Origin of the sequence: Pseudomonas sp. NFR02, assembly GCF_900119375.1 — a bacterium.
Classification (GTDB): Bacteria; Pseudomonadota; Gammaproteobacteria; order Pseudomonadales; family Pseudomonadaceae; genus Aquipseudomonas; species Aquipseudomonas paracarnis.
On the sequence record NZ_FPJJ01000005.1, the window covers coordinates 274179 to 297905 of the forward strand.

The 23727-nt window shown below is 59.7% G+C and carries 21 protein-coding genes and 1 pseudogene; 14 read left to right on the forward strand and 8 right to left on the reverse strand.

Going from position 1 to position 23727, the window contains the following annotated elements; all coding sequences use genetic code 11:
* Window positions 1-186 precede the first annotated feature (186 nt).
* Complete coding sequence (locus BT199_RS27740; protein ID WP_370694806.1) at window positions 187-951, reverse strand: methyl-accepting chemotaxis protein; 765 nt, start codon at window positions 949-951, stop codon at window positions 187-189.
* A 93-nt stretch (window positions 952-1044) separates the two neighbouring features.
* A pseudogene (locus BT199_RS27745) lies at window positions 1045-2076 on the reverse strand (cache domain-containing protein); the annotation flags it as partial.
* Between the two features lie 205 nt (window positions 2077-2281).
* Between BT199_RS27745 and BT199_RS17230 the strand changes: the two are divergent.
* Complete coding sequence (locus BT199_RS17230) at window positions 2282-3760, forward strand: helicase HerA-like domain-containing protein (protein WP_014719728.1); 1479 nt, start codon at window positions 2282-2284, stop codon at window positions 3758-3760.
* A 4-nt stretch (window positions 3761-3764) separates the two neighbouring features.
* Here the strand turns inward: BT199_RS17230 and BT199_RS17235 are convergent, their stop codons facing one another.
* Complete coding sequence (locus BT199_RS17235) at window positions 3765-4220, reverse strand: DUF721 domain-containing protein (RefSeq protein WP_019821244.1); 456 nt, start codon at window positions 4218-4220, stop codon at window positions 3765-3767.
* Between the two features lie 306 nt (window positions 4221-4526).
* Here BT199_RS17235 and secA point away from each other — a divergent pair, with 306 nt between their 5' ends.
* The 3 genes from secA (at window position 4527) to BT199_RS17250 (ending at window position 9568) form a co-directional block, all read left to right on the forward strand.
* Window positions 4527-7262 (forward strand): preprotein translocase subunit SecA, encoded by a 2736-nt coding sequence (secA, locus tag BT199_RS17240; protein ID WP_014719726.1) that lies wholly within the window; start codon window positions 4527-4529, stop codon window positions 7260-7262.
* A gap of 124 nt (window positions 7263-7386) precedes the next feature.
* Complete coding sequence (gene argJ / locus BT199_RS17245) at window positions 7387-8604, forward strand: bifunctional glutamate N-acetyltransferase/amino-acid acetyltransferase ArgJ (protein WP_014719725.1); 1218 nt, start codon at window positions 7387-7389, stop codon at window positions 8602-8604.
* Window positions 8605-8623: 19 nt separating this feature from the next.
* Window positions 8624-9568, forward strand: a complete 945-nt coding sequence (locus BT199_RS17250; protein WP_014719724.1) for a Nudix family hydrolase — start codon at window positions 8624-8626, stop codon at window positions 9566-9568.
* Between the two features lie 140 nt (window positions 9569-9708).
* Here the strand turns inward: BT199_RS17250 and BT199_RS17255 are convergent, their stop codons facing one another.
* The 3 genes from BT199_RS17255 to BT199_RS17265 are packed head-to-tail and all read right to left on the reverse strand — an operon-like array spanning window position 9709 to window position 13290.
* The gene (locus BT199_RS17255) at window positions 9709-10287 is read right to left on the reverse strand and encodes a cob(I)yrinic acid a,c-diamide adenosyltransferase (protein ID WP_014719723.1); all 579 of its coding nucleotides are present in this window, start codon (window positions 10285-10287) and stop codon (window positions 9709-9711) included.
* Between the two features lie 2 nt (window positions 10288-10289).
* Window positions 10290-12326, reverse strand: a complete 2037-nt coding sequence (locus tag BT199_RS17260) for a sensor histidine kinase (protein WP_014719722.1) — start codon at window positions 12324-12326, stop codon at window positions 10290-10292.
* A gap of 46 nt (window positions 12327-12372) precedes the next feature.
* Window positions 12373-13290 carry a putative 2-dehydropantoate 2-reductase gene (locus BT199_RS17265; protein ID WP_014719721.1) on the reverse strand — a complete coding sequence of 306 codons (918 nt, stop codon included), beginning with the start codon at window positions 13288-13290 and terminating at the stop codon, window positions 12373-12375.
* Between the two features lie 123 nt (window positions 13291-13413).
* On the opposite strand from BT199_RS17265, the gene BT199_RS17270 reads away from it, so the two are divergent.
* Window positions 13414-13899, forward strand: coding sequence for a YajQ family cyclic di-GMP-binding protein (locus BT199_RS17270; RefSeq protein WP_003193880.1), 486 nt, complete (start codon window positions 13414-13416; stop codon window positions 13897-13899).
* A gap of 136 nt (window positions 13900-14035) precedes the next feature.
* Window positions 14036-14878 carry a mechanosensitive ion channel family protein gene (locus BT199_RS17275; RefSeq protein WP_014719720.1) on the forward strand — a complete coding sequence of 281 codons (843 nt, stop codon included), beginning with the start codon at window positions 14036-14038 and terminating at the stop codon, window positions 14876-14878.
* A gap of 182 nt (window positions 14879-15060) precedes the next feature.
* Here the strand turns inward: BT199_RS17275 and BT199_RS17280 are convergent, their stop codons facing one another.
* Window positions 15061-16341, reverse strand: coding sequence for an OprD family porin (locus BT199_RS17280; RefSeq protein WP_072435120.1), 1281 nt, complete (start codon window positions 16339-16341; stop codon window positions 15061-15063).
* Window positions 16342-17081: 740 nt separating this feature from the next.
* Between BT199_RS17280 and BT199_RS17285 the strand changes: the two genes are divergently transcribed.
* Window positions 17082-17507, forward strand: coding sequence for an HIT domain-containing protein (locus BT199_RS17285; RefSeq protein ID WP_072435122.1), 426 nt, complete (start codon window positions 17082-17084; stop codon window positions 17505-17507).
* A 3-nt stretch (window positions 17508-17510) separates the two neighbouring features.
* On the forward strand, window positions 17511-17717 hold the full coding sequence (locus BT199_RS17290) for a SlyX family protein (protein ID WP_005790924.1): 207 nt from the start codon (window positions 17511-17513) through the stop codon (window positions 17715-17717).
* Window positions 17718-17790: 73 nt separating this feature from the next.
* On the opposite strand, the gene BT199_RS27610 is transcribed toward BT199_RS17290, so the two are convergent.
* A complete protein-coding gene (locus tag BT199_RS27610; RefSeq protein WP_003193875.1) occupies window positions 17791-18393 on the reverse strand; it encodes a cold-shock protein in 603 nt (200 codons plus the stop codon).
* Window positions 18394-18820: 427 nt separating this feature from the next.
* On the opposite strand from BT199_RS27610, the gene BT199_RS17300 reads away from it, so the two are divergent.
* The 6 genes from BT199_RS17300 (at window position 18821) to ruvC (ending at window position 23662) form a co-directional block, all read left to right on the forward strand.
* Window positions 18821-19294 (forward strand): Dps family protein, encoded by a 474-nt coding sequence (locus tag BT199_RS17300; RefSeq protein ID WP_003193874.1) that lies wholly within the window; start codon window positions 18821-18823, stop codon window positions 19292-19294.
* A 181-nt stretch (window positions 19295-19475) separates the two neighbouring features.
* Window positions 19476-19829, forward strand: coding sequence for a ribbon-helix-helix domain-containing protein (locus BT199_RS17305; protein ID WP_072435124.1), 354 nt, complete (start codon window positions 19476-19478; stop codon window positions 19827-19829).
* 162 nt (window positions 19830-19991) lie between these two features.
* A complete protein-coding gene (locus BT199_RS17310) occupies window positions 19992-20213 on the forward strand; it encodes an FmdB family zinc ribbon protein (protein WP_003193872.1) in 222 nt (73 codons plus the stop codon).
* Window positions 20214-20321: 108 nt separating this feature from the next.
* Window positions 20322-22097, forward strand: a complete 1776-nt coding sequence (gene aspS / locus BT199_RS17315; protein ID WP_005790914.1) for an aspartate--tRNA ligase — start codon at window positions 20322-20324, stop codon at window positions 22095-22097.
* A gap of 135 nt (window positions 22098-22232) precedes the next feature.
* Window positions 22233-22979 carry a YebC/PmpR family DNA-binding transcriptional regulator gene (locus BT199_RS17320; protein ID WP_072435127.1) on the forward strand — a complete coding sequence of 249 codons (747 nt, stop codon included), beginning with the start codon at window positions 22233-22235 and terminating at the stop codon, window positions 22977-22979.
* A gap of 158 nt (window positions 22980-23137) precedes the next feature.
* Entirely contained in the window at window positions 23138-23662 is a 525-nt protein-coding gene (gene ruvC / locus BT199_RS17325; RefSeq protein ID WP_019821257.1) for a crossover junction endodeoxyribonuclease RuvC, read from the forward strand.
* Window positions 23663-23727 lie beyond the last annotated feature (65 nt).

A 23727-nucleotide genomic window follows, 5' to 3' on the forward strand; every position in this document is an offset into this window, starting at 1 on the left:
GATAGATGTTCGATTGGGATTGGTGTGTTATGCCGGTCTGTTAAACGCAGGTCCCCTGTGGGAGCGGGCTTGCTCGCGAAAGCGGTGAATCAGTCAGTACATCTTCAACTGATAGACTGCTTTCGCGAGCAAGCCCGCTCCCACATTGGATCGCATTGCGTTCGCTGTAATGGTCGGTATTGCCCCTCAGATCCGGAAGCTGCCCACCAATTGCTTCAAACGCGAGGCCTGTTGTTCCAGGTCCGAGCAGGCGCGCAAGGTCGATTGCAGGTTTTCCACGCCTTCCTGGTTGAGGGTGTTGATCTCGGTGATGTCCATATTGATCGACTCCACCACCGAGGTCTGTTCTTCAGTGGCGGTGGCGACCGACTGGTTCATACCGTCGATCTCGCCAATGCGCTGGGTCACGCTGTTCAGGCGCTCGCCGGCCAGGTTGGCGATTTCCACGCTGTCCAGGCTGTGGCGTTGGCTTTCGCTCATGGTAGTCACCGAGTCCCGGGCGCCCACCTGTAGCTCTTCGATCATCGTCTGCACCTGTTGCGCCGACTCCTGAGTGCGATGAGCTAGGTTGCGCACTTCATCGGCCACGACCGCAAAGCCACGCCCGGCTTCCCCGGCGCGCGCCGCTTCGATCGCCGCATTGAGCGCCAGCAGGTTGGTTTGCTGGGAAATGCTGGTGATCACTTCAAGGATCTGGCCAATATTCACCGTTTTGCTGTTAAGTGCTTCGATATTGGTGCTTGAGGTGCTGATCATGCTGGATAACTGCGTCATCGCCTTGATATTGCGTTCAACCACCTGCTGGCCGTCTTCGGCCAAGTGCCTGGCATCGCTGGCCTGACTGGAGGCTTGGGCGGCGTTGCGTGCGATCTCCTGAGCTGCGGCCCCCAGTTGATTGATGGCCGCAGCGACGCTGTTGGTGCGGTTGGCCTGTTCGTCGGAGTTGACCATCGACGAGTTGGAGGCGCTGACCACCCGCAGGGCCACTTCATTGACGTGCTCGGTGGCTGAAGACACTTCGCGAATCGAGGTATGAATGCGCTCGACGAAGCGGTTGAAGGCATTGCCCAGGGTGCCGAATTCATCATTGTTCTGGATGGTCAGGCGGCGGGTCAGGTCGCCTTCACCGTCGGCAATGTCCTGCATGGCTCGGGTCATCAGGTGCAAAGGTTGCAGCAAGACGCGGATGAGCATGCCGAGCAGGGCGATGATGATCACCACCGCGATGATCGTTGCGATCACCGCCGAGGTGCGAAACTCACTGAGCATGGCGAAAGACTTGTCTTTATCCACCGAAACGCCCAGGTACCAGTTCACCGAGGGCAGGCCCTTGATCGGTGTGAACGTCACGATATTGGTCTTGCCGTTGGCTTGCACTTCGCTGAAATCGCCGCTGATCTTCGGCGTGTCTTTTGGATAAACGTCCGCCAGGGTCTTCATCACCAGGGCTTTATCCGGGTGCACCAGCACTTTGCCGTCGGCGCTGACCAGGAACGCATAACCCATGCCGCCAAAATCCAGCGCGCCGATGTTGTCCACCAGGGTCTGCAGGCTCAGGTCGCCGCCGACTACGCCGATGCTCTGGCCACCCTTGGCGCTGGGCGTGGCGACAGAAATGATCAGTTGCCCGGTCGCCGCGTCGATATAGGGTTCGGTCAGGGTTGAACCGTTGCTGGCCTGGGCGCCCTTGTACCAGGGGCGAACACGCGGATCGAAGCCGTCGGGCATCTTGGTGTCAGGACGAATGGTGAAGGTGCCCTGGCTGTCACCGACGTAGGTGGCCATGAATGACGAGGTCAGCGCTTTCTGTTCCAGCAGGCTGGCGACCACGCTTTGTTCAGGGTTGATGGCGATGTTCTGTGCGGCGTTTTCCACCAGGGCGATACGCCCGGTGAGCCAGGTCTGGATGTTGCTGGCGGTGACGTCGCCCATCTCATGCAGGTAGTTATTGAGGTCGTCACGAATCGCGTTGCGCTGCAGGTAGTCGTTGTAGAGGGTAAACAACGCGAAAGCGGCGATGACGATAAGGGAGGCTGCAAGCAGGATCTTGTGGCTGAAGCGCAGATTTTTGTTCATGGCTTGAAGGGTCCGCTAAGGTCTTAATATCCGAGGCGCATCCTATGCGGGAGGCGCAAAATGGCAGCGTCAAAAAAGGTGTGGTATTTCTGGTGATAGCTCCGTTGGTCCATATCGGAATTATCTGACCGTTTTTTAGTCTTTGTCGGGCTTACATCCGTCTATATCGACCTCGCGGCACTAAAGATTAACCATAGGTGACGAAATGCCTGACTCCACACAACTGCTTATCGGTGCTGGCCTTGACGGCCTGCCCATCGCCCAGTCCATGCGCCTGGCCAACCGTCATGGGTTGATCGCTGGCGCCACGGGCACCGGCAAGACCGTCACCTTGCAGCGCCTGGCGGAAGCCTTCAGTGATGCGGGTGTGGCGGTGTTCGCTGCCGACATCAAAGGCGACCTCTGCGGCCTGGGCGCCGCCGCCAACCCCCAGGGCAAAGTGGCCGAGCGCATCGCCGGTATGCCCTTCCTTAATTACACGGCCCAGGCGTACCCGGTAACCCTGTGGGATATCCACGGCCAATCCGGTCATCCGTTGCGCACCACCATCAGTGAAATGGGCCCGCTCTTGCTCGGCAGCCTGTTGGAGCTCACCGACAGCCAGCAATCGGCGCTCTATGCGGCGTTCAAAGTGGCCGACCGCGAAGGCCTGTTGCTGCTGGACCTCAAGGACCTCAAGGCACTGCTCAATCACCTGCGCTATCACCCGGAACTACTGGGCGAAGACGCCGCCTTGATGACCACCGGTTCCAGCCAGGCCTTGTTGCGGCGTCTGGCAGTGCTGGAGCAGCAGGGCGCCGAAGCCCTGTTTGGCGAGCCGGCCCTGCAATTGGAGGATATTTTGCAGCCCGCCAGTGATGGGCGTGGGCGCATCCACCTGCTGGACGCCAGCCGCTTGGTGCATGAAGCGCCGAAGGTCTACGCGACCTTCCTGTTGTGGCTGCTGGCAGAGTTGTTCGAACAATTGCCGGAACGCGGCGATGCCGACAAACCGTTGCTGGCGTTGTTTTTCGATGAAGCGCACTTGTTGTTCGCCGATACGCCAAAAGCCTTGCAGGAGCGCCTGGAGCAGGTAGTGCGCCTGATCCGGTCCAAAGGCGTCGGCGTGTATTTCGTCACGCAATCGCCGGGCGACTTGCCGGATACGGTGCTGGCGCAACTGGGCCTGCGCATCCAGCACGGTTTGCGCGCGTTCACTGCCAAAGAACAGAAGTCCCTGCGAGCGGTGGCGGACGGTTTTCGTCCCAACCCGACATTCGATACCTTGTCGGTGCTTACAGAGTTGGGCACTGGTGAGGCCTTGGTGGGAACCTTGCAGGAAAAGGGCACGCCGGAAGTCGTCCAGCGCGTACTGGTTGCTCCTCCGCAATCGCGGATCGGGCCGCTCACCGAAGCCGAACGTAAAGCGTTGGTTGCCAGCTCGCCGCTGTTGGGGCGCTATGACAAGCCGGTGGATCGTGAGTCTGCCTATGAAGTGCTGATGGCCCGCAAGGAGCTTGGGCCTGCCGAGCAGGCTGCTCCGGCCGCCGAAGAGCCGAGCTTTACCGACAGGGCCGGTGCCTTCCTGGGGACCACGGCGGGCAAGGCGTTGAAGTCAGCCATGCAGCAGGCCGCCAATCAGATGGGGCGCCAGTTGGTACGTGGTCTGCTGGGTTCGTTATTGGGCGGCAGCAAACGCAAATAACGTTTCAGGCTTTGGGCCGGGCATGGGCGGCCAGCCGTTCCAGGGCGGCGCGCAAGCCCGGGTCGTTGATCCCTTCGGCGGTGGCCTGAAGGGTTTCGGCGGCCGTTTCCGACAGGTCCAGGGTATGCCCCACTGCGCCTTGCGGCACGGTGGGTGGCTGTACCTTGAACTGAATGCGCGTCAAGCCGGCGAATTCTTCAAACGCCATCAACTGGCGCTGCAAGCGTTTTTGCTGATAACGCAAGCGCGTGGCCCAATGACCATCGGTGACGATTAATAGCAGATTGCCTTCTCGCCAGGACGCCACATGACAGTGCTCACGTGCGGCAGGTTGCAGCTGGCTTTCCAGCAGGCGTTGCAAATGGCCCAGGCGTTTGGCATGGCCAAAGATGGCTTTCAACGGCTTGGCTTCGCGAAGCAACACGCCGGGCGCGCGGGCTGTAAGAGGGCGAAATGCCATGTTTAGACACCTTAGGTAACAGAGCGGTTATCTTAACAGAAAGCGCCGGTACACCCCGCGGCCGTGCCTCGGCTGGGCTTTGCCCATGAAATCAATAAGTAACTTCTGCGCTCCATGGGTTGAAGTTCGCGCAAAAGCCCTTATTTTAAACAGGCCCTCTCACAGCGCCGTGCCTGCCTCGGGGAACAACGCCACTTTCCTCACCCACGATTCCGGGTAGAATGCGCGTTCGCAATGCGGCCGTGAGGGCTGCTCGGGCCACTCACGGTGCGCCCTCCATCCCTATGTGTGGAAGAACCTGCCGATATGTTTGCGCCTTTGTTAAAGAAACTTTTTGGAAGCAAGAATGAGCGCGAAGTCAAACGCATGCTCAAGACGGTGCAGCTGGTCAATGCCTTCGAAGAGCAGATGGTTGCTCTGTCGGACGAGCAATTGCGCGCCAAGACCCAAGAGTTCAAGGCCCGCATAGCCAAAGGTGAAACCCTCGACAAGCTGCTGCCCGAAGCCTTTGCGGTCGCCCGTGAAGCCGGTAAGCGCGTCATGGGCATGCGCCACTTCGACGTCCAGTTGATCGGCGGCATGACCTTGCATGAAGGCATGATTGCCGAAATGCGCACCGGTGAAGGCAAGACCCTGGTGGCAACCCTGGGCGTTTACCTCAACGCACTGTCCGGCAAGGGCGTGCACGTTGTGACGGTAAACGACTACCTGGCTCGCCGGGACGCCAACTGGATGCGCCCGCTGTATGAATTCCTCGGCCTGACCGTCGGCGTGGTAACGCCGTTCCAGCCGCCGGAAGAGAAGCGCGCCGCGTACGCCTGCGACATCACCTACGGTACCAACAACGAATTCGGTTTCGACTACCTGCGCGACAACATGGCGTTCAGCATGGATGAAAAATTCCAGCGTGAACTCAACTTTGCCGTGATCGACGAAGTCGACTCCATCCTCATCGACGAAGCCCGTACCCCGCTGATCATCTCCGGCCAGGCCGAAGACAGCTCGCGCCTGTACACCGAGATCAACAAGTTGATCCCGCGTCTTGAGCAGCACATCGAGGAGGTGGAAGGCGTGGTGACCAAAGAAGGTCACTTCACCATCGACGAGAAGACCCGCCAGGTCGAACTCAACGAAGCCGGTCACCAGTTTGTCGAAGAGATGCTGACCCAGATCGGCGAATTGGCCGAAGGTGAAAGCCTGTACTCGGCGCACAACCTGGGCCTGTTGACCCACGTGTACGCTGGCCTGCGCGCCCACAAGCTGTTCCACCGCAACGTCGAGTACATCGTGCAGGACGGCCAGGTGGTACTGGTTGACGAACACACCGGTCGTACCATGCCCGGTCGTCGTCTGTCCGAAGGCCTGCACCAGGCCATCGAAGCCAAGGAACACCTCAACATCCAAGCCGAAAGCCAGACGTTGGCGTCCACCACTTTCCAGAACTACTTCCGTCTGTACAACAAGCTGTCCGGCATGACCGGTACGGCCGACACCGAAGCGTTCGAATTCCACCAGATCTACAACCTGGCCGTGATGGTCATCCCGCCGAACAAGCCGTTGGCGCGTAAAGACTACAACGACCTGGTGTTCCTGACCGCCGAAGAGAAATACGCGGCGATCATCAATGACATCAAGGATGGCATGGCCAAGGGCCGTCCGATCCTGGTGGGTACCGCCACCATCGAGACCTCCGAGCACGTGTCCAACCTGCTCAACAAGGAAGGTATCGAGCACAAGGTACTGAACGCCAAGTTCCACGAAAAAGAAGCCGAGATCATCGCCCAGGCCGGTCGCCCAGGCGCATTGACCATCGCCACCAACATGGCCGGTCGTGGTACCGACATCCTGCTGGGCGGCAACTGGGAAGTGGAAGTGGCCTCGCTCGACAACCCGACGCCTGAGCAGATCGCCCAGATCAAGGCCGACTGGCAGAAGCGTCACCAGGCTGTGCTGGAATCCGGTGGCTTGCAGGTGATCGCGTCCGAGCGTCACGAATCGCGCCGTATCGACAACCAGCTGCGTGGCCGTGCCGGTCGCCAGGGTGACGCCGGTTCCAGCCGTTTCTACCTGTCGCTGGAAGACAGCCTGATGCGTATCTTCGCGTCGGACCGGGTGAAGAACTTCATGAAAGCCCTGGGCATGCAGTCCGGTGAGGCGATCGAGCACCGCATGGTGACCAACGCCATCGAGAAGGCCCAGCGCAAAGTAGAAGGCCGTAACTTCGACATTCGTAAGCAACTGCTTGAGTTCGACGACGTCAACAACGAACAGCGTAAAGTGATTTATCACATGCGTAACACGTTGCTGGCCGCCGACAACATTGGCGAGACCATCGCGGATTTCCGTCAGGACGTGCTCAACGCCACTGTCAGCGCCCACATCCCGCCACAGTCCCTGCCTGAGCAGTGGGATGTTGCCGGCCTGGAAGCGGCATTGAAGAGCGACTTCGGTGTGGACTTGCCGGTTCAGCAATGGCTGGACGAAGACGATCACCTGTACGAAGAAACCCTGCGCGAAAAACTGATGGCCGAGCTGCTGGCGGCGTACAACGAGAAAGAAGAGCAAGCGAGTGCCGAAGCACTGCGCACCTTCGAAAAACAGATCGTATTGCGCGTGCTGGATGATCTGTGGAAAGACCACCTGTCGACCATGGACCACCTGCGTCACGGTATCCACCTGCGTGGCTACGCCCAGAAGAACCCGAAGCAGGAGTACAAGCGCGAGTCGTTCACGCTGTTCTCCGAATTGCTGGATTCGATCAAGCGCGATTCGATCCGCGTGCTGTCCCACGTTCAAGTGCGTCGCGAAGACCCGATCGAGGAAGAAGCACGCCTGCGTCAGGAAGCCGAAGCACTGGCGGCGCGCATGCAGTTCCAGCACGACGAAGCGCCGGGCCTGGATGAGCCTGAAGCATTGGGTGAAGAGGTCGATGTGGCCCTGGCCCAGACCCCGGTTCGCAATGACCAGAAGCTGGGCCGCAACGAGCTGTGCTACTGCGGTTCGGGCAAGAAATTCAAACACTGCCACGGCCAGATCGAATAAGATTTTCGCCTGACGCTGCAACACCCCGCGCCGCGACCGGCCTTTGCCGTCGCGGCGTTTTGCCATTAATTCCCACCGTCGATAGCGACGGCACAGACATCACCTATTTTTAAGGAGCGCATTCATGGCTGTTGGTCTTGGTCCTTTGCCCACGTTGCACCCGGTTGCCGGTTTTGAACTTGGTATCGCTTCGGCCGGCATCAAGCGCCCGGGGCGCAAGGATGTGGTGGTGATGCGCTGTGCTGAAGGCTCGACCGTAGCGGGCGTGTTCACCCTCAACGCCTTCTGCGCCGCGCCGGTGATTCTGGCCAAGCAGCGCGTGGCCGGGTCGATTCGCTACCTGCTGACCAATACCGGCAACGCCAACGCGGGCACCGGCGAGCCCGGCCTGGTGGCGGCGGCGCGCACCTGCGCCAAGCTGGCCCAGTTGACCGGCGTCGATGCCAGCCAGGTGTTGCCGTACTCCACCGGTGTGATCGGTGAGCCGCTGCCGGTGGAAAAAATCGAAGGCGCCCTGCAAGCCGCGCTCGATGATCTGTCTGTGGATAACTGGGCGGCTGCGGCCACTGGCATCATGACCACCGACACCTTGCCCAAAGGCGCGAGCCGCCAGTTCGTGTATGAGGGCGTGACCATCACCGTCACCGGTATCAGCAAAGGCGCAGGCATGATCCGCCCGAACATGGCCACCATGCTCGGCTATATCGCCACCGACGCCAAAGTTTCCCGTGATGTGCTGCAACGCCTGATGCTGGACGGCGCCAACAAGTCGTTCAATCGCATCACCATCGACGGTGACACCTCCACCAACGACTGTTGCATGCTGATCGCCACCGGCCAGGCCAACCTGCCGGAAATCACCTCCACCGAAGGCCCGTTGTTTGCGGCGTTGAAACAGGCGGTGTTCGAAGTGTGCATGGACGTGGCCCAGGCCATCGTGCGTGACGGCGAGGGCGCGACCAAGTTCGTCACGGTTGAAGTCAACGGCGGCGGCAACCATCAGGAATGCCTGGATGTGGGCTACACCGTGGCGCACTCGCCGCTGATCAAGACCGCGCTGTTTGCTTCGGACCCGAACTGGGGCCGTATCCTCGCGGCTGTCGGCCGTGCCGGCGTGCCGGACCTGGACGTGAGCAAAATCGACGTGTTCCTGGGTGACGTGTGCATCGCCAGCCGTGGCGCCCGCGCCGAAACCTACACCGAAGCCCAGGGCTCGGCGGTGATGCAGCAGGAAGAAATCACCATCCGTATCGAACTGGGTCGTGGTGACTGCAGCGAAACCATCTGGACCACCGACCTGTCCCACGAGTACGTGAAGATCAACGCGGAATACCGTACCTGATACCAAGAGGAAACTGGCGGTGAAACGAGTACATGTAGCAGCAGCGGTGATCCGCGGTGTCGATGGCAGGATCCTGCTGGCGCGCCGTGCCGATACTCAGCATCAAGGCGGCCTCTGGGAATTTCCCGGCGGCAAGGTGGAGGCTGATGAGTCGGTTGCCACGGCCTTGTCCCGTGAATTGCAGGAAGAGCTGGGCATCCAGGTCACCACGGCGCGGCCGCTGATCAAGGTGCAACATGACTATCCGGACAAGCAGGTATTGCTGGATGTCTGGGAAGTCTCGGCTTTTACCGGCGAGCCCCATGGCGCTGAAGGGCAGCCGTTGGCGTGGGTGGCACCGCGGGACCTGGTCAACTATGAATTTCCGGCGGCGAATGCGCCGATTGTCGCCGCGGCACGCTTGCCCGCCGAGTACCTGATCACCCCTGGCGAGCTGGAAACCCCGACGCTGTTGCGCGGTATCCAGAAGGCTATTGCCGGTGGCATCAAGCTGGTTCAACTGCGTGCGCCCAACGGCTATGACCCCAAATACCGTGACCTGGCGGTGGATGCGGTGGGCCTGTGTGCTGGCAAGGCGCAACTGATGCTCAAGGGGCCGTTCGAGTGGCTGGGGGATTTCCCTGCTGCGGGATGGCATATGACCTCGGCGCAGTTGCGCAAATACGCGAGCAAGGGCCGGCCGCTGCCCAAAGACCGCTGGTTGGCGGCGTCTTGCCACAACGCGGAAGAACTGGCACTGGCAGAGTTGATGGACGTGGATTTCGTCACGCTGTCGCCGGTGCAGCCGACTCAGACCCATCCGGATGCGCAGCCGTTGGGTTGGGAACAGGCGGCTGAGTTGATCGCCGGGTTCAGCAAGCCGGTGTTTCTGTTGGGCGGGGTTGGGCCGGCGCAGCGGGAGCAAGCTTGGGAGGCTGGTGCGCAAGGTGTGGCAGGTATTCGGGCGTTCTGGCCGCAGGTGTGATGAGCGTTCCCACGCTCTGCTGATCGTGCTGATCGTTCCCACGCTCTGCGTGGGAATGCCTCCTGCGACGCTCTGCGTCACGCTTTGGGACGCGGAGCGTCCGTTGATGCATTCCCACGCAAAGCGTGGGAACGATCTGCTCAGTGTGGCTTGGCCGCCGCCTGCCACAACACTTCCGCAACACCTTGGCGTTTGGCAATCACCCTGGCCGCCACAAACAGCAAATCCGACAACCGATTGATGTACGCCAACCCCACACCCTCCAACGGTTCCACCGCATTCAGGTGCTGACAACGGCGTTCGGCGCTGCGCGCCAGGCTGCGGCACACATGGGCTTGAGCGATCAACGCTGAACCGCCAGGCAGGATGAAGTTCTCCAGCGGCCCAACCTCCTCATTCCAGCGGTCAATCGCCGCTTCCAGCCGATCCACTTCTGCGGCATTCAATGCCTTGTACACCGGCATGGCCAGCTCACCGCCCAAGTCAAACAGACGGTGCTGGCAAGGCGTGAGCACTTCAATCACATCCTTCAACCCCGGATGCTTGCCGCTTTGTTCTTCAAGGTTAGCCAACAGCAGGCCGAGTTGGCTGTTCAGCGTATCCACCTCGCCAATCGCTTCCACGCGTGGATGGTCCTTGGGCACGCGGCGGCCGTCGCCGAGGCCGGTCTCGCCTTTGTCGCCGGTACGGGTGTAGATCTTCGACAGGCGAAAGCCCATGGTCAGTGCTCCAGTTGGGTAAGTTCAGTGGGGGGCAATTGGCTGCCGGCCAAAGGCAGGCGCAAGGTAAAGCAGGTGCCCTGGCCCAGGGTGGAATGCACTTCCATCTGGCCCTTGTGGTTGTTGGTGATGATGAAATACGACACTGACAGCCCAAGCCCGGTACCTTGGCCGATTTCCTTGGTGGTAAAGAACGGTTCGAACGTGCGTTTGCGCACGTTTTCGCTCATGCCGATGCCGTTGTCTTCCACCTGGATTTCCGCCCACGGCGGGTTGAGGCGGGTGCGCAGGATGATGCGCCCCGGCTCGCTGTCGTCCTCGCGCAGGTGAATGGCCTGGGCAGCGTTTTTCAGCAAATTGAGCAGCACTTGCTCCAGCTCGTTGGCGGTGCCGGGCACCGGGCCCAGTTGCGGATCGAACTGGCGGATGATCGCCTGGCCCTTGAAATCGAAACCGATGGTCAGGTCAAAGTCGTTACCGGCGATTTCCACGGCCTGGTCGATCAGCGCCGGCAAATCGCAGGGCGCCATCTGGCGATTGCTGCGGCGGCTGAAGCTGAGCATGTGGGTAACGATTTTCGCGGCACGCGCCCCGGCCTGCTGAATGCCGTCGAGCAGTTGCGGGACTTCGCGGCCTTGCAGGTATCGGTTGACCGTCTCCAGCTCGATGCCCACCTGTTCGGCAAGTTCAAGGTTCTTGGGCAGCTCGGGGGACAGGCGCCGCCGAATGTTCTGCACGTTATGCAGGATCGCGCCCAACGGGTTGTTGATCTCATGGGCCATACCTGCGGCCAGGCCGCCCACGGAGAGCATTTTTTCCGATTGCACCATCATTTCTTCCAGGGACAGGCGCTGGGTGATGTCGTCGATTCGGATCACCACACCGCGCCCGGCGCCGCCCATCAACGGGTAGAACGTCAGCGCATAATGCTTGGGCTCGTCGTCCTTGATCCAGGTGACCCGTTCTATCCGCTCCACTGTGTGCTGCTCCACGGTGGCCTTGATCTGTGGCAGGTACGGCTTGAGCGGCTGGAAGGCCAGGAACACCGGCTGGTTCAGGGCTTCGTCCAGACGCGTACCGGAGAGGGCGGTAGCTTCCTGGTTCCACTGGGTGACATAGAGTTGTTCGTCCAGGGCGATCAGCGCCGAGGGCATCGAGTCAATGATGCTGTTCAGGTAGTTCTGGAAGCCCGTGAGCTTTTTCTCGATCTTGCTGCGTACCTGGACTTCCAGTTCCAGCTTGCGGTTGGTATGCCGGGTTTCTTCGGCCAAACCCTGGGCCTGGTCATACGCGGCCTGAGAGTCGTCGCGCGCGCGTTTGAGCTGCTGCTCGCGGGCTTCGATGCGCGACAACATGGTGTTGAACGCTTCGGCCAGGCTGCCGATTTCATCACGGTTGCCACGCCCGGCGCGTAAAGCGTAGTTCTCCTCGCGGGTCACCTGGCGGGACAGTTCTTCAAGTTCATGAATCGGTCGTGTGATCAGGCGTTTGATCTGCCGGGCGATGACCAGCCACAGCAACACACTGAAAATCAGGATGCCCAGGCTCGCGGTCAGCGTGCCGGTATAGAACGCCACCGGCAGCTCACTGCTGGCCACCAGCAACAAATGCCCCGAAGGCTGAGTGCCACGGGGCAGGGTGATGATCTGGTTGCTGCGAAATTCGGTGAGGCGCCACGCTTCGATATGCCGGTAGTGGTCCGGCAGGTGCAGGCGGTCGCCGTGCTGCATCTGCGCCAGGCGGTTGCCTTCGCCGTCGTACAGCGCGGCGGCGCGCAACGGTGAATAGCTGGTCAATTCATTGAGCAGCGCCTCGGCCTTGGTCGGGGACTCAAGCGCCTCGGCGGCGAGCGAGGGGTTGGACACCAGTCGACCAATAGCCTGCAAGGCCTGGGGGGCCATGCTTTCCTGGGAGATCCAGTAGGCGGCGCTGATAAACGTCAGGTTGGCCACCAGCAATACGGTGGTGAGAAGCACCAGCAGGGCCGCCAGCAGTTTTTGTCCTACTGGTAGATTTTCAAGACGCTGGCGCAGTGGCATCAGAGTTTTCCCCGGTGATAGACAGGTAGGCAGGGTAGCGCGTGCCTCAGTCGCTGGCCAATCCGCGTGCAAGCAGATGCGCCACCAACCGCGTGTGTACCTGTTGCAGGTGCGGCGCTGCCAACTGATGGCGGGCCGCGGCCTGGCAAGCGTAGCCCAGCAGGTAACTGATCTCGGTGCGTCGGGCGTTGGCGACGTCCTGGTACATGGAGGAATAATTGGCGGCGGTGGCCTGGATCACCCGCTCGACTTCGCTGTGCAAGTCCTGTGCAGCCGCAGGCTGGCCACAGCGCTCCAGCAGTTCGGCCAGTTCGGCGCAGAGCGTGGCGACCTCGCAGTGGTGGGCGCTCAAACCGCCGTTGCGGCAGTGGTACAACACGGTCAGTGGGTTGATGGCGCAATTGAGCGCGAGCTTGCGCCACAGGCGCGTCAGGATATCGGTGGCCCATTCATGGGGGATGCCTGCCGCTTGCAAATCATCCAGCCACAGCGGCGGGGTGGGATGGCTCGCGTCCCCCAGCCAGGTGTAGCCATGGCCGGCAAATACCACCCGCCAATCGCCATCGCGAAATGCGCCCTCGGTGCTGGAGGCAAAGATGCAGCGCGCCGACGGCCATTGCGCAGCCACGGCGTCCTGGCTGCCGAGGCCGTTTTGCAGCAGGATCAATTCGGCGTCCGGCGCCAGTCGATGCTGCAACTGTGCGATGGCGCTTTGAGCGTCGTAGGCTTTGCACGCTACCAGCAGACGCCGAATCGGCTCCGAGCTATCAGGCGTTTCGCCGATGACCGGATAAGTCTGTTCCACGCCGTGCTCCACCAGGGTCAGCCCTTTGCCTGCGCGATAGCTGGCCAGGCGCGCCTGGTTACGCAGGATCAGCCTGACGGGCACCCCCGCGCGTGCCAGCCGCGTGGCCCAGAGGGTGCCCAGGCTGCCAGCGCCAAGAATATGCCAGGGGGTCGACATCAGTGTGTACTCCATAAGGTCGCCAGCGGTGAACGGCGCGAAAGAACCGCTATAATGCCCCGGCATTTTAGCTCGGGCGCGCTCCATCTCTACTGAGCCCGCCCCTTATATTGGAGAAATCACATGCCTTCGTTCGACGTGGTATCTGAACTGGACAAACACGAAGTCACCAACGCCGTCGAGAACGCCGTCAAGGAACTGGACCGTCGCTATGACTTGAAAGGCAAGGGCAGCTTCGAATTCAAGGAAAAGGAACTGACCGTCAACCTGACCGCTGAAGCCGATTTCCAGCTGGAAGCGATGATCGAGATCCTCAAGCTGGCCCTGGTCAAGCGCAAGATCGACGTGCAATGTCTGGAAGTCAAAGATGCCTACGCCTCCGGCAAGCTGATGAAGCAGGAAGCCGTGCTCAAGGAAGGCATCGACAAAGAGCTGGCCAAGAAGATCGTGGCGCATATCAAGGACGCCAAGCTCAAAGTCCAGGCCGCCATCCAGGGCGAGCAGGTTCGCGTCACCGGCAAGAAGCGTGATGACCTGCAAGAGGCTATCGCAGCTCTGCGCGCCAAGACTTTCGACATGCCGCTGCAGTTCAATAACTTCCGCGACTGATGGCACTTTGGGGAACCTGTGGGCACTTTTGACGTCCCACGCCCCAGCATCAGTGCCTACAATTGAGCCCTTCGGGGCTCAATTGCGTTTTCAGGCAGTCAATACAGCCTTATCGCCGCACAACAGGAGAAAGTAGATGGATTTGAACGCTGAAATGGATCACCTGATCAAGACCTCCCAGTCTTGGCTCCCCATGATCATGGAATACGGCAGCCGCGTATTGCTGGCGTTGGTCACCCTGGCCATCGGCTGGTGGCTGATCAACGTCTTGACTCACCGCGTGGGCCGTCTGCTGGCCATGCGTAACGCAGACTTGGCACTGCAACACTTCATCACCAGCCTTGCGAACATCGCGCTCAAAGTCATGCTGGTGGTCAACGTGGCCTCGATGATCGGTGTGGCAACCACCTCGTTCGTTGCGGCGATCGGTGCCGCTACCCTGGCTATCGGCCTGGCCTTGCAAGGCAGCCTGGCGAACTTTGCCGGCGGCGTGTTGATTCTGTTGTTCCGCCCGTTCCGTATCGGTGACTGGATCGAAGCCCAGGGTACCTCGGGTACCGTCGACAGCATCCAGATCTTCCACACGGTGCTGCGTACCGGCGACAACAAGACGGTGATCATTCCCAACGGCAGCCTGTCCAACGGCCTTATCACCAACACCAACCGCCAGCCGACCCGCAAGGTCGTGTTTGACGTGGGTGTGGACTATGAGGCGGACCTGCAAAAGGCCCGTGAAGTATTGCTGGCTCTGGCCGAAGACCCGCGTGTACTGAAGGACCCTGCCGCCGTGGCGGTGGTGTCGACCTTGGGCGACAGTTCCATCACCGTCTCCCTGCGTTGCTGGACCAACACTCCGGATTATTGGGACGTGATGTTTATGCTCAATGAACTGGCGCGTGACCGTTTGAAAGCGGCCGGGATTGATATTCCGTTTCCGCAACGGGTTATTCGGGTGATGCAGGAAAGTGCGCCGAAGTAACTTGGCGTGATGCTATCGAAGTTGGCCGAAAGGTCAGCTTTGAAAAACTAGTTACTTAGCTTGCTAGTTGTTTTGTTGGTTGAAGTAAAACTGCAATAAAAAAGCCGCTCCCTGTTTAAACAGAGGAGCGGCTTTTTGTTTAAGGCCGAGGCCTCAAGTCATCGTTGTAATTGAACCGGCAATTACAAGATGTTCAGCGGGTAGTTGGCGATCAGACGCAGCTCGTCGATCGACGGCGAACCGTAGTACACGCCATCACCGGAACGGTAAGTCGCTTGACGCAGGCGCAGGCTCAGGTTTTTCGCCGGGCCGCTCTGGATCACGTACTTGGCTTCGATGTCGCGTTCCCACTCTTTGCCGTTCGAGGTGGTGCCGGTGTTGGCGCCGCTACCGGTGACGTAACGGGTCATGAAGCTCAGGCCCGGAATGCCAAAGGTCGCCATGTTGATGTCATAACGCGCCTGGTAGGACTTTTCGCCTTCGGCGTTGAAGTCGGAACGGGCGATGGAGTTGGCCAGGAACACAGTGCCGCCGCCGTCTACGCCGTAACCGTAGTCGCCGTCACCGGTGACTTTCTGGGCTGCCAGGGTGAAGGTGTGAGCACCGATGGTGTACGCACCCTGCAAGCTGAAGGCACGGTTGTCGAGCTTGGTCACGCCATCTTTCTCTGCGCGTTGCAGGCCGGCGCCGTCGCTCTTGGTGTCGTAGATGTTGAAGTCCAGGGCGAACGACTGATCATCGCTCAGGGCGTGGGTCCAGTTCAGGTTGCTGTAGTACTTGCGGAAGTAATCTTCGGTTTTCGCGTAGTACAGGCTGCCGGTGACTTCTGGAGTGAAGGCATACACACCCCCGACAAAGTCGGTTTTGGTCAGGCCCAGGCTGTCGTGGTAGGTCTGGTTCTGCGCGACGCTGGAAGTGAAGTGACCGCCTTCAAGCTTCAGGCCCTTGATTTCGTTGCTGGTGATGGAGATACCTTGCGGCAGCTCTGGCAGCAGGCGGCTGTCGTCGGAGGCAAACACTGGGGCTGTGGTGTATTGGTCACCGATTTTCAGCACTGTGTTGGAGATGCGGAACTTCACCGCGCCGCCGCCTTTGGAGTAGTCGTCTTGCGAGCGACCATCGGAACCGGTTGGGAACAGGCCGGTGCCGGCGCGGCCCTTGCCGCTGTCGAGCTTGACGCCCATCAGGCCGATCACGTCGACACCGACACCAATGGTGCCCTGGGTGAAGCCAGACTCGTAGAGGGCATTGAAGCCCAGGCCGGTTTCTTCAGCTCGGCTCTTGGAGCCTGGGCCCGACGGGTTGTTACGGAAGTCACGGCTGAAGTACAGCGCGCGAGTATTGATGCTGAACGTGCTGTCTTCAACAAAGCCCTTGGAATCGTCCTGGGCGGACGCCATTGCGAACTGCGAGGTGCCTGCTGAAACAGCCAGGGCGATCATGCTCCACTTCATCACGCGCATCGTGATTTGCTCCTTTGGTTTTAGGAAGAGTACTGCCGTCCCACCTGTATTTTTATCTGGGCGGCTCTTTCTTTTTGTGTCGGCGCAAAGTTAGCTCACGCAGACCCTATTGACGATACTTACTCAACTATCCTTTCAGCTTCTTTACGAGGCTGTCGTAAATCGCTAGATCCATGTCGCAAATTCACAGCCAAAAATGTATCCAGGCTGACAACTTCAATGCTGTTTTCAGACTTCTTTCAAAGTTTGAACACTTCCCTGATACACATTGAAACGCCACTATTTTTATCGCGAAACACCTGTGTCCAAACGGGTGCCGTTGCCGACGATATGGGGGTGAATGCAACAAGCGTGCTCAAACCGCTGACCGAATGTCATTTTTTCGTGAAAAGTGTGATGAACCTGTAAAAACCGCATAAGCACGGGGGTTTTACGCCATTTGGGTTGGGCTTGACGCCAGGGTGTTACCCCGGTTCGGTGGTACCTGAATCCTGTACCTGGGTAAAACGTTACCGGTTGACCCTTATCAGTGGGTAATCGGCGGATCCCTTTGAGGCACAGGTGGGTCATTTTGGTGCATCCCGTTGAGGCCCGGCCTAGCGTTGCTCTCTTGAGTTACTGCCTCTAAAGGGTGCATTTTTTTGCCCGGCTGCCTCAAGGCCGCCAGCATTGCCCGTGAAGCCTTGGGCATTCGAAGGTATGCTGGGCACCTGTTACCGACCTGCCGAACGGAGTGCCACGTGTTCGCCTTAGATCAACGCCTGCTACAAGATACCTTGGCCATTGGGGACTTCCCGCTCTGTCGTCTGCTGCTGTCCAATGACGCCAATTACCCCTGGTTCATTCTGGTGCCACGCATCGACGGTATCAGCGAAGTGTTTCAACTGGATGTCGCCGATCAACAAACCTTGTGGCAAGAAACGACAGCCTTGGCGCAGTTGCTCAACGAGGGCTTGGCGGCCGACAAAATGAACATCGGCGCGTTGGGTAACGTGGTCAGCCAGTTGCATGTGCATGTGATTGTGCGCAAGCGCGACGACGCCGCCTGGCCAGCCCCCGTGTGGGGCAAGCACCCGGCCCAGCCCTATACCGAAGAGCAGGTGGCCGCGATTCGCAGCCGATTGCGTGAGCTATTGCCTGCCGACTTCATCTTTACCCAGGACTGAACCATGGACCTGCAAGAACGCGTCACCGACCTGGAAAGCCGCCTGGCCTTCCAGGACGACACCATTGAAACCCTCAATGACATTCTGGTCACCCAGCAGCGGGCCGTCGAACGCCTGCAATTGCAGATGACTGCACTGCTCAAGCGCCAGGAAGAAATGGGCGGGCAATTCGAGTCATCCGAAGAAGAAGCGCCGCCGCCCCACTATTGACTGCGCACGCAATAAAAAACCGCGACCCAGCCAAGGCTGGATCGCGGTTTTTTTTGCTGCGAAAGCTGGGGAATCAGCGACGCGGCAGGGCAGCGATGACGTCTTCGGCTTGCAGGCCCTTGTCACGGTTCATCACCGAGAACTCCACGCGCTGGCCTTCGACCAGTACGCGATGGCCTTCGCCACGAATGGCTCGGAAGTGGACGAAGATATCGTCGCCCGAATCGCGGGAAATGAAGCCGAAGCCCTTGGAGGTGTTGAACCACTTGACGGTCCCGGTATCCCGGTTGGTCATGTCATAGTTTTGCGACGCGGCCGCTGGAGACGAGCGGTAGAAGCTGATGGCCAGGTGAAGAACGATGGCGACCACAGCAATCACCAGGCTGAGTAGGATGGCCGGATGGCCCCCGACTTCAGGCATGGGCGCCAGGAGGGTAAGGGTTTGTACGACAACAGTCAGCACCAGCAGCGCACTGACCAGGTTTTGCAGTTGATGACGCGTGCCTTTGTTCCAGTAAGGGATTACCGGTGCGAGCGTCAGGTTAAGAAGGCCGAACAAGGCCAGGTACAGGGCGTCGTGTTGTTCCAGGTAGGGCAGGCTTTCAGGCTGCAGGCTCGGAATAAAGGACAGCAGCAACGCTGCAACGCCCGTTAGCAGGTGGACGATTTTCAACATTTTGGTTAACTCACGTTAAGACGGATCACAAGGAAGAGCTGACTGGCACGGTTCGCTTCTGAACAATGGGAGGCGTTGAGCACGTGCGCGGGTATCAGCCTATGTGACGTGCCGCAGGAATAAACGGCAGCCACACCGCGTCTATTTAACAGCAAAGGCTGTGCCTACTCAAATCAAGCATTTCGGGGTGTTGCCACGGCCACGGCATTTCTGCGTCAAACGCTTGTCCTAGACAGGTGCGGGATTTTTTCAGTGGCAGCCAAGACCCTTCCTACAGGTAAACAGGCTTGCCAACTCAGATCTCGCAGGCGGTGCGGGGCGATTTGCCGCATGCCGCCCGAGTGTGTCGGGCTGCACGTGGCGCACTCTCTTGCTAGAGTGGAGCTGCACCTGATCAATGAATGCTCGTCAATTGAAGGGGAAACACATGGCAATCGATATTGGTATCAGTGAAGAAGACCGTAAATCCATCGTCGACGGACTTTCCCGCCTGCTCTCCGATACCTATGTTCTGTATCTGAAGACCCACAATTTCCATTGGAACGTCACAGGCCCCATGTTTCGTACGCTGCACCTGATGTTCGAAGAGCAGTACAACGAGCTGGCGCTGGCAGTGGACTCCATTGCTGAGCGTATCCGTGCCTTGGGCTTCCCGGCGCCGGGTGCCTATTCGATTTACGCCCGCCTGTCTTCCATCAAGGAAGAAGAGGGGGTGCCGAGCGCCGAAGAGATGATCAAGCAGTTGGTGGCCGGTCAGGAAGCAGTCACGCGTACCGCGCGGGGCATCTTCCCATTGCTCGACAAAGTCAGTGATGAGCCGACGGCGGACCTCTTGACCCAGCGTATGCAGGTTCACGAGAAAACCGCGTGGATGCTGCGCTCCCTGCTCGAAAACCAGTAATCGTCGAACCCTGGCGGCGCCTTTTGGGCGCCGCCTGCTGGTTTCCCTGCGCTTCCTGGCGTTGTCCTACGACTAACAACTCCCCGTCTTCTGGCTGCTCTGTGCTGGCTGCTGTTTTATAGGCCCATCGTCCAATGGGAGAAACCTGTTGGCTGTTGTTTGGCAATGGAGTGTCAGCTGTATGTCACGTGGAGTGAGTAAGGGAGCGATGGAAACCTGTGGTTTTCACAAGATAAAGGTCGACCCTTTTGCCAAGGGTTTTGATATGGGGCTGGCCAAGCCGCTGTCCCGGTCGGTCAGGCTCAATGGGTTTTCTACCTGCCTGCGGCTTGAACAGATCTATTGGAACATCCTGACGGAAATCGCCAGGCTCAATACCTGTTCGGTCAGTGCGTTGTTGTCCTACGTCGATCGGGAAGTGCATTTGCGTTACGGAGGCGTGAAGAACTTCAGTGGGCTGGTGAGGGTGGTGTGCGTGGTCCATGTGCTCAAAGGCCGTGGCGCCCTCACGTGCGGGGACACGCTTGCGCAGTAGTCCGGTGGTCGGTCCGTCATCCCGGCGGGCCGGGCCCTGAGCACAAAGCCGGCTGCGCTGTGTTGATTTACCAGATATAATCCCGCGCTTTGCTGCGCATGCCGGGCTTTAAGCACAGGGCAGGGCGTGGCGCTGTAACGATCTGATCGCCGAGACATCTCCATGCCCATGTACGACTATCAATGCGCTTCCTGTGGTCATCAGTTGGAAGCCATTCAGAAGATCAGCGCCGCGCCGCTGGTCGATTGCCCTGCCTGCCAGGCACCTGAGTTGAAGAAGATGTTGTCCATGCCGGGCTTCCGCCTGAGCGGCAGCGGCTGGTACGAGACCGATTTCAAGACCGGCGCCAAGAAGAACCTGGCGGGCGGCGACAAAGCAGACTGAGTTGAACTCTACGCGCAGGCTCCTGCATTATCCGTCCCCTGCTTTAATGTACGGTGACGAGGCGGGCCTGCCACCGAATTTCGAATTACGAGAAGTGAAACCACGACCATGATGCGCAGCCACTATTGCGGCCAACTGAACGAGACCCTGGAAGGTCAGGAAATCACCCTTTGCGGATGGGTTCACCGTCGCCGCGACCACGGCGGGGTGATCTTCCTCGATATCCGTGACCGTGATGGTCTGGCCCAGGTGGTGTTCGACCCGGACCGCGCCGAGAGTTTTGCAGCCGCCGACCGCGTGCGCAGCGAATACGTCGTCAAGATCACCGGCAAGGTACGCCTGCGTCCGGCCGGTGCCGTGAACAAGAACATGGCGTCCGGCGGCATCGAAGTACTGGGCTATGAGCTGGAAGTGCTGAACGAGTCGGAAACCCCACCGTTCCCACTCAACGAATACTCCGATGTGGGCGAAGAAACCCGCCTGCGCTACCGCTTCCTGGACTTGCGTCGTCCGGAAATGGCCGAGAAGCTGCGCCTGCGTTCGCGCATGACCACCAGCATCCGCCGCTTCTTGGATGAAAACGGCTTCCTGGACGTCGAAACGCCGATCCTCACCCGGGCCACCCCGGAAGGCGCGCGTGACTACCTGGTACCGAGCCGTACCCATGCCGGCAGCTTCTTCGCCTTGCCGCAATCGCCGCAGCTGTTCAAGCAACTGCTGATGGTGGCCGGTTTCGACCGCTACTACCAGATCGCCAAGTGCTTCCGTGACGAAGACCTGCGCGCTGACCGCCAGCCGGAATTCACCCAGATCGACATCGAGACCAGCTTCCTCGATGAAAAAGAGATCATGGGCCTGACCGAGCAGATGATCCGCAACCTGTTCAAGGAAGTGCTGGACCTGGAGTTCGGCGAATTCCCGCACATGACTTTCGAAGAAGCCATGCGCCGCTACGGTTCCGACAAGCCAGACCTGCGTAACCCGCTGGAACTGGTGGACGTGGCCGACCAGCTCAAGGACGTCGACTTCAAGGTGTTCAGCGGCCCGGCCAACGATCCTAAATGCCGCATCGCCGCCCTGCGTGTGCCTGGCGGCGCGAGCATGCCGCGCAAGCAGATCGACGACTACACCAAGTTCGTCGGCATCTACGGTGCCAAGGGCCTGGCGTACATCAAGGTCAACGAGCGCGCCAACGGCGTCGACGGCCTGCAATCGCCGATCGTGAAAAACATCCCTGAAGCCAACCTGAACACGATCCTTGATCGCGTCGGTGCGGTTGACGGCGACATCGTGTTCTTCGGCGCCGACAAGGCCAAGATCGTCAGCGAAGCCCTGGGCGCGCTGCGGATCAAGCTCGGTCACGACCTGAACCTGCTGACCTGCGAGTGGGCGCCTATGTGGGTTGTGGACTTCCCGATGTTCGAAGAGAACGACGACGGCAGCTTCAGCGCCTTGCACCACCCGTTCACCGCACCGAAGTGCTCCCCGCAAGAGCTGGAAGCCAACCCTGCAGGCGCGCTGTCCCGTGCCTACGACATGGTGTTGAACGGTACTGAACTGGGTGGCGGTTCGATCCGTATCCACCGCAAAGAGATGCAACAAGCGGTATTCCGCCTGCTGGGCATCAACGAAGCGGAACAGGAAGAGAAATTCGGCTTCCTGCTCGACGCCCTGAAATACGGCGCGCCGCCGCACGGTGGCCTGGCGTTCGGCCTGGACCGTCTGGTGATGCTGATGACCGGCGCCCAGTCGATCCGTGAAGTGATCGCCTTCCCGAAAACCCAGAGCGCTGCGGACGTCATGACCCAGGCGCCGGGTGTTGTGGATGCCAAGGCCCTGCGCGAGCTGCACATCCGCCTGCGCGAGACGCCGAAGGCTGAGTAAGGCTGCAGCGTGAAAGCGCGATAAGGTTGTACGCAGTCAAAAAGGCGCATCTTCGGATGCGCCTTTGCGTTTAAAAGAGGGAAATCTCGCCTGGGGCGAGATTGATAAGGTTTCTAGAGAATTCGGAGTTGTGTTATGGCTGGCCATTCCAAGTGGGCGAACATCAAGCACCGCAAAGAGCGTCAGGATGCCAAGAAAGGCAAAATCTTCACCAAGTGGATTCGCGAACTGACCGTCGCGGCCCGCCAGGGTGGCGGTGACCCGGGCTCTAACCCGCGTCTGCGCCTGGCGCTGGACAAGGCGCTGGGCGCCAACATGAGCCGCGACATCATCGACCGCGCCGTGGCCCGTGGTGCTGGTGCGGCCGACACCGACGATATGGTCGAGCTGACCTATGAAGGCTACGGCCCGGGCGGCGTGGCGGTGATGGTCGAATGCATGACCGACAACCGCAACCGTACCGCGGCAGCCGTACGTCATGCGTTCAGCAAGTGCGGCGGCAACCTCGGCACGGATGGTTCGGTGGCCTACCTGTTCGAGCGCAAGGGGCAGATCACCTTCGCACCGGGCACCGATGAAGACGCGCTGATGGAAGCCGCAATGGAAGCGGATGCCGATGACGTCGTGACCAACGAAGACGGCTCCATCGACGTGTTTACCTCGTTCGCCAGCTTCTACGCCGTGCGCAACGCCCTGGAAGCCGCTGGTTTCAACGGCACCGACGCAGAAATCGTGATGCTGCCGACCACCAGTGCCGAACTGGACCTGGACGGTGCGCAGAAGGTGCTGAAGCTGCTGGACATGCTTGAAGACCTGGATGATGTGCAGAATGTGTATTCGAATGCCGACATCCCTGAAGAAGTTGCAGCACAGCTGGTCTGAAGGATGATGTGGTTCCGAATGTGGGAGCAGGCTTGCTCGCGAAAGCGGTGGGTCAGTCAGTACATGAGCTGTCTGACCCACCGCTTTCGCGAGCAAGCCCGCTCCCACATCGGATCCTCTGTGTATCAAAAAATGTGTTTACCCCAACCGCAGGCGTTATGACTTTAATCCTAGGTATCGACCCCGGTTCGCGCATCACCGGATTTGGCGTGGTGCAGCAGACCCCACGTGGCTGTGTGTACGTCGCCTCGGGCTGCATCCGCACTGGCGCAGGGGAATTGGCCGAACGGCTGCAGATCGTCTATCGCGGCGTGCGTGAAGTCATCCAGACCTACGGCCCGGTCACCATGGGCATCGAAAAAGTCTTCATGGCCAAGAACGCCGACTCGGCGTTGAAGCTCGGCCAGGCCCGTGGCGCTGCCATCGTGGCGGGTGCCGAGGAGGGCATGGAGATCGCTGAATACACCGCGACCCAGGTCAAGCAGGCCGTGGTCGGCACCGGTGGCGCCAACAAGGAGCAGGTGCAGATGATGGTCATGCACATGCTCAAGCTCACTTCAAAGCCACAGATCGACGCCTCGGATGCCCTGGCCATCGCCATTTGCCATGCCCATACCCGCTCCAGCCTGTTGCCTCACGGCTTGGGCGCAGCACGTAGTCGTGGCGGGCGCCTGCGTCTCTGATAGCATCAGCGCAATCGTTATTTTTGCGGTCAGGCTCCGATCTGACCCCCCAGCTTTAAGGATCT